Origin of the sequence: Actinoplanes subglobosus, from assembly GCF_042650585.1 — a bacterium.
Classification (GTDB): domain Bacteria; phylum Actinomycetota; class Actinomycetes; order Mycobacteriales; family Micromonosporaceae; genus Actinoplanes; species Actinoplanes subglobosus.
The window spans coordinates 38,843-53,724 of sequence record NZ_JBHSBL010000028.1; the positions used below are offsets into that span (position 1 = coordinate 38,843).

Genomic DNA, 14,882 nt, shown 5'->3' on the forward strand with positions numbered 1-14,882 from the left:
GGGTTCCTCCGCCGGTGGTGCGGGTCGGTCTACCCTCGACCTTCCGCCGCCTCCGGCCACCCGTCAACGGACTTTGTGCGACGTGCCGCATAGTGCTCCAGCGCCGCCTCGAAAGCGGGATCGTCCGTACCGGCCCGGCGCCCGGGGAAGTCCGCCTCGACTTCGCCGGCCAGCGGTGCGGGGCCGGGAAGACCGGCGAGGGAGGCGACACTCCGGGCCACAGCGCCGGGCGAGGCCACCGTCGCCACCGCCAATGCCGCGACGGTACGGACACCGCGCCCCGCCGGATCGTCGACGGTGAGCAGATACCAGCCCCGTTCCTCCGACCACCCGGCCCCGGCCTCGTCGTGGTCCCACACCGGCCGTCCGTGCAGGCGCACCTGCCGGGCCAGGTCGAACGGGATCCATCCGTCGCGGGCCGGGCCGCTGTCGGCCCGCCAGTCGGCGACCGGGATCCCGGCGGACTCGAGGGCCCCGGCGACCGCCCGGATGTAGGCGGCGTGCCCGCTCAGATGACGGCCCGGTTCGCGAGCTCGATGAGACCGGGTCGGCCGCCGAACGTCCGCCGGACCGCCGCGCCGATCTGGGTGAACAGGGCGTCCCCGCCGAAGTCGCACTCACCGGTCGCGTTCAGTTCGCCGATCAGCAGGTGTACGGCCAGCCCGTCCTCGTGGCCGCCGGGCAGGTAGCCCTCGGCCGGCAGGTCGGTGGCGAACACCCGGCGGGCCAGGAGCGCGTCACCGTCGGGGGTGTCCGGCTCGGTGCTGTGCAGCCAGAGCAGTGCGGCCGTCTCGGGGCGCAGCACCCGGTGGAAGACGCAGGGTTCGACGTCACGCACGTCGACGAGGCCGCCGCCCCAGAACGGCTCGGTCACCTCGAACCCGGCGGCGGTGAGCGCCGCCGCCGCGGTACGGCCGGACGGGCCGTCGTCCCAGGTGATGATCGGCGGAACCCGCTGGTCGGTGCGGGGGTGCAGGCCGGGGACGCCGGCCAGCACCGTGCGGAGTCGGGCGGGCGTCATCGGAAGATCATGACGGCCGTCGCCCGAAACGTAAAGCGATCGGCCGTACGCCGGCGGGGTCAGTGGGTGACGCCGTGCCGGTCGCGCGCCTTCAGCCGTACCGCGGGAAGGTCGGGAGCCGGGAGGGGATCGGCGCCGCAGCCGTCGACGATGCCGAACCGTTCGGTGCCGAAAGGTTTCCCGGCCATCCACTGTGCCCGCGCGCGGGCGATGTCGTCGTGGCTGCGGCCGACGAAGTTCCACCACATCACCAGCGGCTCCTCGAACGGCTCGCCGCCGAGCAGGAAGAGCCGGGCCGGCCCGGTGACGGACAGGTCGAGGGTGTCGCGGCCGACGCCGAGGTAGAGCAGTGACCCGGGTGCCAGCGGTGTCCCGTCGACCGTGGCCTCGCCGGACATCACCAGCACCCCGTGCTCGAAGGCCGGATCCAGGTCGAGGGTGTGCGCGGCCGCCGCGCGGCAGGAGAGTTCGGCACCGACCAGCGGGGTGTGCCGCCCGGCCGGGGACCGCAGCTCGCCCAGCCGCCCGATCACGACGGTGACCGTGACGTCGCCGTCCCGGTGGGACGGCAGGCCGGTGTGGTGCTCGAAGCGGGCCGGGCCGTGGCGTGCCCGCTCGGGCAGGGCGATCCACAGCTGGAGGCCGTGCATGCCGTCCGGATGGTCGGGCGGTGTGTACTCGGAGTGGGCGATGCCGTGGCCGGACGTCATCAGGTTGAGCCCGCCGGGGGTGATCAGCTGGTGGCTGCCGAGGCTGTCGCGGTGCTCGATGACCCCCTCGACCAGCCAGGTCACCGTCTGCAGCCCGCAGTGCGGGTGCGGTGGCACCTGCATGCCGGGGCGGCCGCTGACGTCGTCGGGTCCGAAATGGTCGACGAAGCACCACGCGCCGATCATCCGCCGCTCACGGTGCGGCAGCAGCCGGCGCACCGTCGTGTAACGGCCGAGCGGCACGTCGTGGCCCGGCAGCAGCACACTGTCGGCGATGTCCGGCTGAGCGCTCATTCCCCCGAGACTAATAGGGTTGCCGAGCCCAGGATGCGGGTGATCTTCACTTCGATCACGACGCGGGCCGGGTTGGGGCGCGGCTGGCGGTAACGGGCGGCGTAGCGCTGCTCGGCGTCGGCGACCGAGGCCGGGTCGTCGCGGATCACGGCGAGGCCCTCGATGGTGCTCCAGCGGCCGGCGTCGACCTGGCAGATCGCGACCCGCTGGCGGCCGAGTCGCACGTTGCGGGCCTTCGTGGACGCGCTGAAGGTGATCACCCGGGCCAGGCCGGCGGCCGGGTCGAAGGTGGCGCCGACCGCGACGACATGGGGTGATCCGTCGGCGCGCAGGGTGGTCAGCGTGCACAGGTGACGTTCGGCCCAGAAGGCGGCGAGCGCGGGGGAGTCGAGGGGAATGGCGCCGCTCACGGGCGTACCTCATCAGGGGTTGAAGTCATCGGGTGGTCAGGCCGGCTCGGCCGGCAGGTCGCCGCGGCGGACCGCGGCGACCAGGGCTTCGTGGTCGCTCTCGACCTGGTCGGCGTAGGCCCGGGCGAAACGGGCGAGCGACTCGTCGAGTTTGTCGCCGCTGCCGACGTAGCCGGCGATCATGGAGGCGCCGCTGGTCCGGGCGTGCGACTTGGCGAGCAGGTAGCCGCAGATGGCGGCGTAGTCGGCGAGCGCGCCGGCATTGATGTCGTCGACGACGATGGCGCCCTTCATGTCGCGGAACTGGCGCACGTAGTACTGGTGCTCGCCGACGGTGGTCCAGCCGAGCACCGGGTCGCTGACCGTCTGCAGGGCCTGCTGGTACTCCACGACGCGCTGCCCCTGGTGCCGGTGCCAGGCCAGGGCGCCGTGCTGGTGTTTCGCGACGACCGAACGGCGGGCCTGCTTGAGCTGCAGGAAGAGCACGTCGTCGGGACTGCTGCCCTCGCAGAGCGCGACGTAGGCGCGCAGTCCCACCGACCCGACGCCGACGACCTTGTGCGCGATGTCGACGATCCGGTAGCCGCCGAGGATCCGGGCCCAGTGCGGTTTCAGGGTGCTGAGATAGCCGTCGAGGGCCTCGGCGAGCTGCTCGCGCTCCTCGGCCGGGAGCCGGGTGATCAGTGGCGGCTCCTCGACCATGCGCAGGGCGCCGTCGTTGCGCTCGGTGAACCGGGGCAGCGCCCGGTCGCTGGTCCGGCGGCGGGCACGGCGGGCGGCCCGCTCGATCTCGTCGCGGAAGCTGGCCTTGGTCGCGGCCGAGCGCATGGCCTCGACGTCGAGCTGGTCGAAGGAGCGGGCCAGCAGCGGCTGCTCGGCGAGGTGGGCGATCTGCTCCCGGTACGACTCGACGCAGTGCTGGACGGCGTCGGAGCAGGAGCTCTCCCGGAAGCCGTTGACCCGGCCGGCGACGTGCACGCTCACGGTGAGCCGGCGCAGGTCCCACTCCCAGGGGCCGGGGTGGGCCTCGTCGAAGTCGTTGAGGTCGAAGACCAGCTCGCGCTCGGGGGAGGCGTAGAAGCCGAAGTTGCCGAGGTGGGCGTCACCGCAGATGACCGGGGTGATGCCGGTGTGCGGGAGCGCGGCGAAGTCGTCGGCCATCAGCCCGGCGGTGCCCCGCAGGAACGTGTAGGGCGAGACGATCATCCGGCCGACGCGGACCGGGACGAGCCGGCCCAGGCGGCCCTCGTGCGAGGCGGCCACCTGGGCGACCGGGTCGGGGCGGCGGTCCGGTGTCTTCCAGTGGGCCATGTCGGAGCGCGGTGACCGCTCACGCAGCGACCGGCCGATCTCGTAACGCTCGGCGCGGGGTGCGGCGGCCCGGCGTAACGAGGTGAAGCCCTCGTCCGCTAAGCTGCCGAGCACGTCCGGCTCGTTGATTCCTGATGACGGTTCCATCGCTGCCGAGGGTACGTGGCGCCAAAGATCGTCCGCGCGGGGCTCGTGAAAAGCGGATGTTATCGATAACATTTCTGGGTCTGAGAGCGCGTGCGGACTCCCGCTACGCTCCATCAGAGTCGGATCGGACGAGGTGCGCAAGTGGACAAGGGATCACGTAGCCCAGCGATGACGGATGTGGCCCGGCTGGCCGGGGTCTCCCATCAGACCGTCTCGCGCGTCCTCAACGATCATCCCAACGTCAAGGAGCAGACCCGCATCCGGGTCCGTGCCGCCATCGCCGAGCTCGGCTACCGTCCCAACCGGGCCGCCCGTGCCCTGGTCACCGGCCGTTCCCAGCTGATCGGTGTGGTCGCCCGCAACAGCACGCTCTTCGGCCCGGCCACCATGCTCAGCGAGTTCGAGCAGGCCGCCGCGGACGCCGGTTTCGCGGTCAGCGTCGGCAGTGTCCGCGAGCTCGACCGTTCCTCCATCACCGCGGTCGTCGACCGGCACCTGGACCAGCGGGTGGCCGGTCTCGTGGTGATCGCCAACACCGCCTCGGCCACCGAGGCGCTCGCCGAGATCCCCGGCGATCTGCCGGTCGTGTTCATCGACGGCGACCCGTCCAGCGGCCGTCCGCTCGTCACGGTGGATCAGGTGGCCGGCGCCCGGGCGGCGACCCGGCACCTGCTCGACGCCGGGCACGAGACGGTGTGGCACGTGTCCGGGCCGACCGACTGGTTCGACTCGGCCGGCCGGATCCAGGGCTGGCGGCAGACCCTCGAGGAGGCCGGTGCCGAGGTGCCGCCGTTGCTCTCCGCCGACTGGTCGGCCTCCGAGGGTTACCGGACCGGTCAGATGCTGGCCCGGATGCCCGAGGTCACGGCCATCTTCACGGCGAACGATCATCTGGCTCTCGGCATCCTGCGGGCGCTGCACGAGCGCGGCCGGCGGGTGCCGCACGACGTCAGCGTGGTCGGTTTCGACGACGTTCCGGAGGCGGCCTACTTCATTCCGCCGCTGACTACCGTCCGTCAGGCCTTCGGTGACGTCGCCCGGGCCGCGTTGAGCCTGCTCCTGGGCCAGATGAGGGACGATTCGGGCATGGCGAACCAGATCGTCGTCCCGCCGCAGCTCATCATCCGGGAAAGCGCGCCCCGGCGCGTTTGACCGATTACTCTCCGCCCACGTTAATGGGCCGTTACCTCGTTGTTGCCGACGGCCGTTGACAGGCTATTTGTTAGCGATAACACTGAGGTTCTCCCGCCGGGATGTGGTCGTGGCCACCCTCCCGGCCACCCCTCGGAGGTACATCCCATGGCCGGGTATGGCGTGACGTTTGGTGACGGTGACCCCGTTTCCGGACGTAAGATCACTGGGTTGCCGGCCGCCCTCGTGGCCGGCGGCCGGATGAAGACGTGCATGCCGGCTTCGGCGATGGTGCGCCGTGCTGTCGCGGGCGCCTGAACTTCTTCGACCAAAGGACCAACCCATGAACCCGCAGATCTGGTTCCTGACCGGTAGCCAGCATCTCTACGGCCCGGAGACCCTTCAGCAGGTCGCCGACCAGTCCGCCGAGATCCAGCGGACCCTGGCCGCCGGTGGGCTGACCGCCGAGATCGTCGGCAAGCCGGTGCTCACCGACGCGCGAGCCATCAAGCAGGTCATGCTCGAGGCCAACGCGGACGCCGACTGCATCGGTGTGATCGCCTGGATGCACACGTTCTCGCCGGCCAAGATGTGGATCGGCGGCCTCGACGCGCTGCGCAAGCCGTTGCTGCACCTGCACACCCAGCACAACCGGTCGCTGCCGTGGTCGACCATCGACATGGACTTCATGAACCTCAACCAGGCCGCTCACGGCGACCGGGAGTTCGGGTTCATCCAGGCCCGCCTCGGTGTGCCGCGCAAGGTGGTCGCCGGGCACGTCGCCGACCCCGCGGTGGTGAAGCGCATCGACGGCTGGGCCCGGGCCGCGACCGGCCTGCAGCACCTGCGCAGCCTGCGGGTGGCCCGGTTCGGTGACAACATGCGGGACGTGGCGGTCACCGAGGGCGACAAGGTCGAGGCCGAGCTGCGGTTCGGCGTCTCGGTCAACACGTACGGCGTGAACGACCTCGTGGCCGTCGTGGACCAGGTGTCCGACGCCGAGATCGACAAGCTCATCGCCGAGTACCGCGACGTCTTCGAGATCGCCCCCGACCTGCTCGGCGACCGTCTCGACGCGTTCCGCTACGCCGCCCGCATCGAGGCCGGCCTGCGGCTGTTCCTGACCGAGGGCGGCTTCGGCGCCTTCACGACCAACTTCGAGGATCTCGGTGGCCTGCGACAGCTGCCGGGCCTCGCCGTGCAGCGTCTGATGGCGGACGGTTACGGCTTCGGCGGCGAGGGCGACTGGAAGACATCGGTACTCGTCACCACCGTGAAAGCGATGGGCGCCGGAACCGGACGCGGCACCTCATTCATGGAGGATTACACCTACCACTTCGGTCCAGGTGAGCCTAAGATCCTCGGCGCGCACATGCTCGAGGTCTGCCCGTCCATCGCGTCGGCGAAGCCGCGTGCCGAGATCCACCCGCTGGGGATCGGTGGCCGGGAGGACCCCGTGCGCCTGGTCTTCGACGCGGCCCCGGGCCCGGCGGTGGTCATGGGCATGGCCGACATGGGAGACCGGTTCCGCCTGGTCGCGAACGAGATCGAGGTGATCCCGCCGGACGAGCCGCTGCCGAACCTGCCCGTGGCCCGCGCGGTGTGGAAGCCCGCACCGTCGCTGTCCACGTCGGCCGAGTGCTGGATCACGGCCGGAGGACCGCACCACACGGTGCTCACCCAGGCGGTCGGAGCGGAGACCTTGCGCGACTTCGCCGACATGGCACAGACCGAACTTCTGCTGATCGACGAGCGCACCGACCCGGCCGATTTCCTCGACCGGGTGCGCTGGAACCAGGCGTACTTCCGCCTGGCCCGCCCCCTGTAACACCCGTTCTCAAAGAGGAGATCCACCGTGAAATATCCCCGGCTCGCGGCCGTCCTGACCGCTGCCACCATGGTCGCCACGATGGCCGCCTGCGGCGACGCCGAGAAGACCGCCGACAAGGAGGCCGCCAGCGGTGACACCGCCGGCGCGCTGATCGGCATCACCATGCCGACCCGTTCCTCGGAGCGCTGGATCCACGACGGCGACAACCTGAAGACGCAGCTCGAGGGCCTGGGCTACAAGGTCGACCTCCAGTACGCGGAGAACGACATCCCGACCCAGACCCAGCAGCTCGACAGCCAGATCACCAAGAACGCGAAGCTCCTGATCATCGCGTCGATCGACGGTGAGGCGATCACCACCCAGCTGGAGAACGCCAAGAACGCCGGCATCAAGGTCATCGCGTACGACCGCCTGATCCGTAAGAGCCCGAACGTGGACTACTACGCCACCTTCGACAACTTCAAGGTCGGCGTCCAGCAGGCCACCTCGCTGCTGACCGGCCTGGGCGTGCTCGACGCGACCGGCAACAAGACCGACAAGAAGGGCCCGTTCAACATCGAGCTCTTCGCCGGTTCGCCGGACGACAACAACGCCACCTTCTTCTTCAACGGCGCCAAGAGCATCCTGGACCCGTACATCGCCGACGGCACCCTCGTCGTGAAGAGCGGCCAGAAGGACTTCGAGACCGTCGCCACGCTGCGGTGGGACCCGGAGACCGCGCAGAAGCGCATGGAGAACATCCTGACCTCGACCTACAAGGACGGCTCGAAGGTCAACGGCGTTCTGTCGCCTTACGACGGCATCTCGATCGGTATCCTCTCGGCCCTCAAGTCCGGCGGCTACGGCACCGGCGCGCAGGCCTACCCGACCGTGACCGGCCAGGACGCCGAGCTCGCCTCGACCAAGTCGATCCTCGCGGGTGAGCAGTACTCGACGATCTTCAAGGACACCCGCAACCTGGCCAAGGCCACCGGTGAGATGGCCGACGCCGTCCTCAAGGGCCAGACGCCGACCACCAACAACACCACGGACTACGACAACGGCGTCAAGGTCGTCCCGTCGCAGCTCCTCGAGTCCGTCATCGTCACCAAGGACAACGTTCAGAAGGAACTGGTCGACGCCGGCTACTACACGGCTGACCAGCTGAAGTGATGTAGGTACCGTGCCCCCGCCCGTCCCCCGGCGGGCGGGGGCACGGCCTCATCGGCCCATAGGGTCCATGACCGACTGCACCGAGCGGCACCCAGCGGAAGCTGTCCGACGGCGCCGCGGGCGAGGGCCAGGAGGGCATGGACAAAGGAGGCAAGACTCCATGACCGACACGATCCTGCGGATGAGCGGCATCACCAAGACGTTCCCGGGCGTCAAGGCGCTGCAGGACGTCAATCTCGAGGTACGCAGAGGCGAGATCCACTCCATCTGCGGCGAGAACGGGGCCGGCAAGTCGACCCTGATGAAGGTGCTCTCGGGCGTCTACCCGCACGGCACCTACGAGGGTGACATCCAGTACGACGGCGAGCTGTGCCACTTCTCGGGCATTCGTGACAGTGAGCATCGCGGCATCGTCATCATCCACCAGGAGCTGGCGCTCGCGTCGAACCTTTCCATCGCCGAGAACATCTTTCTCGGCAACGAGCAGGCCAAGAACGGCTGGATCAACTGGAACCGGACCAACGCGGCGGCGGACCAGCTGCTGCGCCGGGTGGGCCTCGCGGAGAGCGCTGTCACGCCGGTCATCGACCTCGGCGTCGGCAAGCAGCAGCTGGTGGAGATCGCCAAGGCCCTCTCCAAGGAGGTCCGGCTGCTGATCCTCGACGAGCCGACCGCCGCGCTCAACGACGAGGACTCGGCACACCTGCTGAACCTGCTGCGCGGCCTGCGTGACGAGGGCATCACCTGCGTGATCATCTCGCACAAGCTCAACGAGGTCATGGGAATCTCGGACCGGGTCACCATCCTGCGGGACGGCCGGACCATCTGGACCGCCGAGACGGCCGACCTCACCGAGGAGAAGATCATCTCGGGCATGGTCGGCCGCGACATGGAGCACCGGTACCCGGACCACACGCCCAAGATCGGCGAGGAGTCGCTGCGGATCGTCGACTGGACGGTCTACAGCCCCACCCAGCCCGACCGCGCGCTGGTCCGCAACGCCAACCTGACCCTGCGGCGCGGCGAGATCGTCGGCCTGGCCGGCCTGATGGGCGCCGGCCGGACCGAGCTGGCGATGAGCGTCTTCGGCCGCTCCTACGGCGTCAACATCTCCGGCAAGCTGATCAAGGACGGCAAGGAGATCCAGGCCCGCAACGTCCGCGAGGCGATCGACCACGGCATCGCCTACGCGACCGAGGACCGCAAGCGGTACGGCCTGAATCTGATCGAGGACATCAAGCGCAACGTCTCCGCGGCCGCGCTCGGCAAGCTCGCCAAGGGTGGCTGGGTCGACGGCAACGAGGAGTTCAAGGTCGCCGACGAGTTCCGGGCCAGCATGAACATCAAGTCGCCGACCGTCGAGGCGGTCGTCGGCAAGCTCTCCGGTGGCAACCAGCAGAAGGTCGTGCTCTCCAAGTGGATCTTCACTGACCCGGACGTGCTGATCCTGGACGAACCGACCCGTGGCATCGATGTCGGCGCCAAGTACGAGATCTACACGATCATCAACCGGCTCGCCGACGAGGGGAAGGCCATCCTGGTCATCTCGTCCGAGCTGCCCGAGCTGCTCGGGATCTGTGACCGCATCTACACCCTCTCGGCCGGCCGGATCACCGGTGACGTTCCGCGCGCCGAGGCCACGCAGGAGAGCCTGATGACCCTGATGACGAAGGAAGTACAGGAGGTAGCGCCGTGACGGCCGCACCCGCGCAGGTCGGCAAGGGCGCGGGCGCGCCCGGGCGCGACACGGCACCCCGCAGGGTCAACTTCGACCTGAAACAGAGCGGCATCTACATCGCTCTGGCGATCACCGTCGTGATCTTCACGGCTCTGACCGGTGGCGACCTGCTCGCCCCGCAGAACCTCAGCAACATCATCGTGCAGTACTCGTACATCCTGGTGCTCGCCATCGGCATGGTGCTGATCATCATCGCCGGGCACATCGACCTCTCGGTCGGCTCGGTGGTGGCCGCGTCCGGCGCGTTCGCCGCGGTCATGATGGTCGAGATGGATCTGGCCTGGCCGATCGCGGTGGTCGCGACGCTGGCCTTCGGCGCGGTGGTCGGCGCCTGGCAGGGCTACTGGGTGGCGTACTTCGGCATCCCCGCCTTCATCGTCACGCTGGCCGGCATGCTCCTGTTCCGCGCCGTCACCTACATGATCCTGGGCAACAAGGGCATCGGCCCGTTCCCCGAGGAGATCCGCACCATCGCCAACGGCTTCATCCCCGGCTGGATGGGCAACATCGGTCTCGGGGAGGCGCTCGGCGGCGCCGACCTGTTCAGCATCATCGTCGGCATCCTGGTCGTCGTGGCCATGGCGATCGTCCAGTTCCGCACCCGGGCCGGCCGGATCCGCTACAGCCAGGCCGTCGACCCGACGTGGCTGTTCCTGCTCAAGGTCATCGTCCCGGCCCTGCTGGTGATCTTCCTGGTCGTGCAGCTCGCCCGGTTCCGCAACCTGCCGTGGGTGCTGGTCCTGCTCGCGGTCCTGGTGGTCGGCTACACCATGGTCACCAACCGGGCCGTGTTCGGCCGCCAGATCTACGCGGTCGGCGGCAACCTGCAGGCCGCGACGCTCTCCGGCGTCAAGGTCAAGTCGGTGGTGTTCTGGCTGTTCGTCAACATGGGCGTGCTGTCCGCGGTGGCCGGCCTGATCTTCGCCGGCCGGCTCAACCTGGCCGGCCCGACCGCCGGTAACAGCTTCGAGCTGGACGCCATCGCGGCCGCGTTCATCGGCGGCGCCGCCGTCCAGGGCGGTGTCGGCAAGGTCGTCGGCGCCATCACCGGCGGTCTGATCATGGGCGTCATCAACAACGGCATGGGCCTGCTCGGTGCACAGACCGAGACGGTCATGCTGGTCAAGGGCGCGGTGCTGCTCGCCGCGGTGGCCTTCGACGTCTGGTCGAAGCGCCGCACGGCCGGCGCCCGCTGACAAAGCCGCAAGGGCCGGTGCTTCTGGGAGAAGCACCGGCTCTTGCTCTTATCTGCGCTGGTCATATCTTTCTCAGACCCCCGGTCGTCCTCTTCCACGTGTCACGTGGGCGGTACGGGAGTATCCACTTGGGGTCATCCGGTTACCGGGCACCACAGCTACCACCACATGGCGTTCATAGGCGCTGCCGGTGGGCCGGTGCACAGCCACCCAGGCGCATTCCCGCAGGTGCCGTACGCCGTCGGGATGCGGGGTGAGGTCGAGTACGAGCAGGATGCCGAGTGTGGCACTCGTGCCTGAGTAGTCGGCCGCCTGCACCAGGTAAGAGCGTTCCAGCGCGGCATCGGAACCGTCGTGCAGTTCCCGCTTGACCTCCACGACGAACCTCGTCGTCCCGAATCCGACCACGATGTCCGCTCGCCCGGTTGCGATGTTCGGGACCTCGACCGCGATGCGGCCGGCCAGTGGACCGCGGCGCAGCCAGTCCGCGAAGTCGTCCTGCAGCATGGCCTCCACGGGGACCGGCCCGTCGGCGTGCAGGTAGGTGACCGTGGCCGACCGCTGGAGGTCGTGCCGGACGGAGAGGAACATGACTGTCTCGGCCAGTAGATCGTCGATCGCGTGTCGTGTTTCCCCGGCGTAGTCGGGGCAGGCCAGCAGGTTGCTCGTCAAGCCCTGGAGTAGGTGGGCGGTGACCGGCTCGCGGCGTGCGGCGCGGCGGACCCGGCTGTTGTAGGCGACCCCGTCCAGGAGGCGGAGCATGCCGTCGTCCAGCCGGTCAGCGATCCGAGCGGCGTCGGGCACGGACAGTTCGGCGAGCAACGACGGAGCCACTGCCACCAAGCGACCGATGTCCACAGGCGCCGCCGGTGCCGGGGGACTCTCGCTCAGGCGGTCGATCCGGTCGCGGAGGACGGCGAGTTGTTCCGAACGGGCCTGCCCGTTCGGTTCCTCGGTGACCAGACGGAGCTGGGCGAGCAGGGTCTGGCGACGGACCAGCGCGGACTCGACGACCGGGCGGACCAGGCAGGCGAAACCGTCGCCATCCGAGTCACCGGGCACCGGCATGACGGTGCGGTCCAGTAGATAGGCGTCGAGGACCGCGTCCAGGGACTGCCATGCATCGATCCACACCGGTCGGGTGATCATGTCAGCGGCCCGGTCGAGGATGGCTACCAGACGTGACCAGGCGAACTCGGCCTCGGCTCGTGGCCGCCGCCAGGCCGGTGTGTGGCTGCCGGAGCGGGCCGCCCGCCGCCGGGCCAATCCGGCCCGCACACCGGCACTGGATTCCTGGAGGGCGGCTCGGTCCTCGCGGAAGAACGCCATCACCGAATCGATACCGCAACCGTAGAGCGCGGCGTCCGGTCGATCCTGTTCCGCGGCCTCGGCATTGGCGAAGTGCTGGCGGGCGGTGGCGAGTCCGGGAAGCGGGTCGGTTCCGGCGACGGCCTGCCGGAGGGCGTCGAGACCGCACTCGAAGGCCGCGTCGGCTGCGGTAGCAGGTGTTCCGAGCAGTCCGGACAGGGCTTCCCGGAGGGCCGGGCCGGTCGCCCGGTCCGTTCCCCATTGGTCGAGAGCGGCGCCGAGGAGGCGGGGGAGGCGTTCGGCGTACTCCGGGGCGAGATCCCGGACGTCGGGAGAGGTCAAGGCCACCAGAATGCGAAGTGGACTAACCGTGCCGTTGAGGGCCAGTCTTAGGGCGCCTTCGGCGAAGGCCGCCGCGACCAGCGGGTGTGTATTGCGAGTGGCATTGTGTCCGGCCAGGAAGGTGGCCTGTGCCCGGGTTCCGTACTGGCGGCGGAACGCAGCGGAGGCGAGAAGCTCATCGATGCTCTCGAGTAACGCCAGCATGCCTGTCTGCTGTGCCACACCGCGCAGTAGCGCCTCGGCGAGATCGGAGTCGAGAGCGCCGTTGTCGTCGGCCCCGTGGACGAACTTCCGGCAGGCCAAGAAGGCCAGAGGCCCGGCGACGGACCGCTCCAGCTCGACGAGCCGGTCGCCGTCGAGGACGGCGAGAAGGTCCGCCAGCCGGGTACGGTCGTCCGCGGCCGCCAGGAGGAGGTCGAGTTCTCCCGGGCTCACCACAGGGGCAGGCCCGGACCGTCCGGGCTGATGATCGTCGTCTGCCGGAGGTTTTCGCGAGCCAGTCGCTCGTCAGCCGTGGTCACCAGGATCTGTAGCCCCGGGGTGTCCTGGCAGAGTTCCTCGATCGCACAGAGGAGCGCCGCCGCGTTGTCGTCCTGAACCTCCTCTGAGCGGGGACTGTCGATCAGGAGCAGACCGGGATGAGTGGCGATGCCGTGGCGGTGCCCGAGCCGGAGCAGTGCGACCACGAGGGCGATACGCAACCGCAGCCGCTCGCCGGGTGATTGCGTGCCGAACCACTCGCGCGGGCCACCAGTCTTGTAGACCTGCATTCGCCCGGCACGGTCGAGTACGACCCGATCGAGGTTGCGGAATCCGAAAGTCCGGGCGAGCGCGGCAACATCGTGGTCGAGCTCGCCGAACAGGCCGTCACCGGCATTCGCCTGATCCTCGGTCAGCAGTTCGACGGCGGTGTCGAGCACCCGGTGGAGGTCGTCGGGCTCGCCGTCGGCAGTGGAGACCGGCAGCGACTCCCAGGCGGCGACCGCGCCTTCCAGACGGGCGATCCGTTCGGCGAGGGCGCGGCGTCTGGTCTCGGCGCCACCGTCGGTCGCCGCACCGAGTGCGCGTTCGGCGGCGGCGAGTTCCGACCGATAATCGATCCTGGCCGCATTGGTCTCGTCGAGGTGTCGGCGGGCGAGTTTCTCGGCGTCGCGGCTGGTGGACAGGCGCCATCGGGCCTCCTCCTCTGCGGCCTGCCGTCGCTGTTGCTCGTCCCGGCTCCGCCCGGCCGGTTCGGTGCATACCGCGCACCGGGCCGTGCTGCGTTCGGCGGCCCGCCGGTCCGGGCTGATCGGCACCTCACACCGTGGGCATACCGCCGGGTCCAGCCCATGGAAGAAGAGCCTGGCGGCTCCGTGCTCGCGGAGATCGTTCACCAGCCGTTGGTCGGCCTGCCGCTGGCGACGCAGCAACTCGAATCGTTCGCGGGCCTCCCGGAAGTCGGCCTCCGCCGTGACCGCGGCGGTGCTGCGCCGGGAGACCTCACTGGCCAGTGCCACCGGAGTTGCCGCCTGATCCAGCGACGCCAGTTCGGTGCGAGCGGCCGCGAGTTGTGCGACTGCGGCCTCACGCTGGGCCGCGACGAGCGTACGCAGGCGCTCGGCGTCGTCGTCGGCGGACTTCCTGGCCGCGACCAACTGGTCACGTGCCGCGCGCACCCGTGTCAGCAGCGCGGCGCCAGGCAGATCGAGGAACACCTGGAGCAGCCGACCGGCCAGCCCGCCCATCACGACGTCGCCGAGTAGAGCCGGATCACCGCCGGGCGGCAGGTACAGGGCACCGAAGTAGGCCTTCCAGCCGTAGCTGGTACGGCCGGACGTAGCTCGGGTCGAGCGCGACTCCAGCCGTTCCAGATGCAACAGCTCCATCATCAGCGTCTCGACCATGGCGGCGAAGGCTTCCGGGTCCGATGCCTGAATGATCGGCACACCCGCGGTCAGCACCCGGCCGTCGACCAGTTCCCCGTTCTCGACTGTCAGCCGGAATCCGAGATGGCGGCCAGCGACCACGGCGTCACATTCGAGGCGTCCGATCCAGCGCCGCACCACGCCCTGCAGTGTGGGCCGGGGCGAACCACGCAGGCACCAGGTGATTAGCTCGAACACGCTGGTCTTGCCCCGCAGGTTGTCGGCGGCCAGCACCGTGAGGCCGGGGCCGAACACGAACTCGCGGTCGAACGGACCGAGCGGCTCGACCGTACGGACCCCGGAGATCCGCAGCCGGTGCAGCCTGACCGGACGGGGGAGGGCATCAGACACGGCCGCGACGAATCCGCGGTCTTGGAGTAGGCC

12 protein-coding genes are annotated in these 14,882 nt (G+C 69.5%); 5 read left to right on the forward strand and 7 right to left on the reverse strand.

The window, feature by feature from the left end:
- Positions 1 to 29 precede the first annotated feature (29 nt).
- The 5 genes from ACFO0C_RS40690 to ACFO0C_RS40710 are packed head-to-tail and all read right to left on the reverse strand — an operon-like array spanning position 30 to position 3,893.
- Complete coding sequence (locus ACFO0C_RS40690) at positions 30 to 617, reverse strand: DUF6292 family protein (RefSeq protein ID WP_378072166.1); 588 nt, start codon at positions 615 to 617, stop codon at positions 30 to 32.
- Complete coding sequence (locus ACFO0C_RS40695; protein ID WP_378072167.1) at positions 509 to 1,021, reverse strand: hypothetical protein; 513 nt, start codon at positions 1,019 to 1,021, stop codon at positions 509 to 511. Before ACFO0C_RS40695 ends, ACFO0C_RS40690 begins: the two co-directional genes overlap by 109 nt.
- Positions 1,022 to 1,080: 59 nt before the next feature.
- A complete protein-coding gene (locus tag ACFO0C_RS40700; protein WP_378072168.1) occupies positions 1,081 to 2,025 on the reverse strand; it encodes a pirin family protein in 945 nt (314 codons plus the stop codon).
- Positions 2,022 to 2,435, reverse strand: coding sequence for a PPOX class F420-dependent oxidoreductase (locus ACFO0C_RS40705; RefSeq protein WP_378072169.1), 414 nt, complete (start codon positions 2,433 to 2,435; stop codon positions 2,022 to 2,024). Before ACFO0C_RS40705 ends, ACFO0C_RS40700 begins: the two co-directional genes overlap by 4 nt.
- 36 nt (positions 2,436 to 2,471) lie before the next feature.
- Entirely contained in the window at positions 2,472 to 3,893 is a 1,422-nt protein-coding gene (locus ACFO0C_RS40710; protein ID WP_378072170.1) for a DUF2252 domain-containing protein, read from the reverse strand.
- A 168-nt stretch (positions 3,894 to 4,061) separates the two neighbouring features.
- Here ACFO0C_RS40710 and ACFO0C_RS40715 point away from each other — a divergent pair, with 168 nt between their 5' ends.
- From ACFO0C_RS40715 to mmsB, 5 genes are all read left to right on the forward strand, one after another.
- Positions 4,062 to 5,045, forward strand: coding sequence for a LacI family DNA-binding transcriptional regulator (locus ACFO0C_RS40715; RefSeq protein WP_378072171.1), 984 nt, complete (start codon positions 4,062 to 4,064; stop codon positions 5,043 to 5,045).
- Positions 5,046 to 5,367: 322 nt separating this feature from the next.
- Positions 5,368 to 6,852 (forward strand): L-arabinose isomerase, encoded by a 1,485-nt coding sequence (araA, locus tag ACFO0C_RS40720; RefSeq protein WP_378072172.1) that lies wholly within the window; start codon positions 5,368 to 5,370, stop codon positions 6,850 to 6,852.
- A gap of 27 nt (positions 6,853 to 6,879) precedes the next feature.
- Entirely contained in the window at positions 6,880 to 8,007 is a 1,128-nt protein-coding gene (gene chvE, locus ACFO0C_RS40725; RefSeq protein WP_378072173.1) for a multiple monosaccharide ABC transporter substrate-binding protein, read from the forward strand.
- A 160-nt stretch (positions 8,008 to 8,167) separates the two neighbouring features.
- Entirely contained in the window at positions 8,168 to 9,703 is a 1,536-nt protein-coding gene (gene mmsA / locus ACFO0C_RS40730) for a multiple monosaccharide ABC transporter ATP-binding protein (protein WP_378072174.1), read from the forward strand.
- Complete coding sequence (mmsB, locus tag ACFO0C_RS40735) at positions 9,700 to 10,941, forward strand: multiple monosaccharide ABC transporter permease (RefSeq protein WP_378072175.1); 1,242 nt, start codon at positions 9,700 to 9,702, stop codon at positions 10,939 to 10,941. The genes mmsA and mmsB overlap by 4 nt, the downstream gene beginning before the upstream one ends.
- Positions 10,942 to 11,013: 72 nt before the next feature.
- Here the strand turns inward: mmsB and ACFO0C_RS40740 are convergent, their stop codons facing one another.
- The gene (locus ACFO0C_RS40740) at positions 11,014 to 13,029 is read right to left on the reverse strand and encodes a hypothetical protein (RefSeq protein ID WP_378072176.1); all 2,016 of its coding nucleotides are present in this window, start codon (positions 13,027 to 13,029) and stop codon (positions 11,014 to 11,016) included.
- The gene (locus ACFO0C_RS40745; protein WP_378072177.1) at positions 13,023 to 14,849 is read right to left on the reverse strand and encodes a hypothetical protein; all 1,827 of its coding nucleotides are present in this window, start codon (positions 14,847 to 14,849) and stop codon (positions 13,023 to 13,025) included. Before ACFO0C_RS40745 ends, ACFO0C_RS40740 begins: the two co-directional genes overlap by 7 nt.
- Positions 14,850 to 14,882 lie beyond the last annotated feature (33 nt).

What these genes read in the sequence shown, in the direction of transcription:
- araA (WP_378072172.1), top strand. Translation starts at nt 5,368, where the DNA reads ATGAACCCGCAGATCTGGTTCCTGACCGGTAGCCAGCATCTCTACGGC.
- ACFO0C_RS40715 (WP_378072171.1), top strand. Translation starts at nt 4,062, where the DNA reads ATGACGGATGTGGCCCGGCTGGCCGGGGTCTCCCATCAGACCGTCTCG.
- mmsA (WP_378072174.1), top strand. Translation starts at nt 8,168, where the DNA reads ATGACCGACACGATCCTGCGGATGAGCGGCATCACCAAGACGTTCCCG.
- ACFO0C_RS40700 (WP_378072168.1), bottom strand. Translation starts at nt 2,025, where the DNA reads ATGAGCGCTCAGCCGGACATCGCCGACAGTGTGCTGCTGCCGGGCCAC.
- ACFO0C_RS40695 (WP_378072167.1), bottom strand. Translation starts at nt 1,021, where the DNA reads ATGACGCCCGCCCGACTCCGCACGGTGCTGGCCGGCGTCCCCGGCCTG.
- ACFO0C_RS40710 (WP_378072170.1), bottom strand. Translation starts at nt 3,893, where the DNA reads ATGGAACCGTCATCAGGAATCAACGAGCCGGACGTGCTCGGCAGCTTA.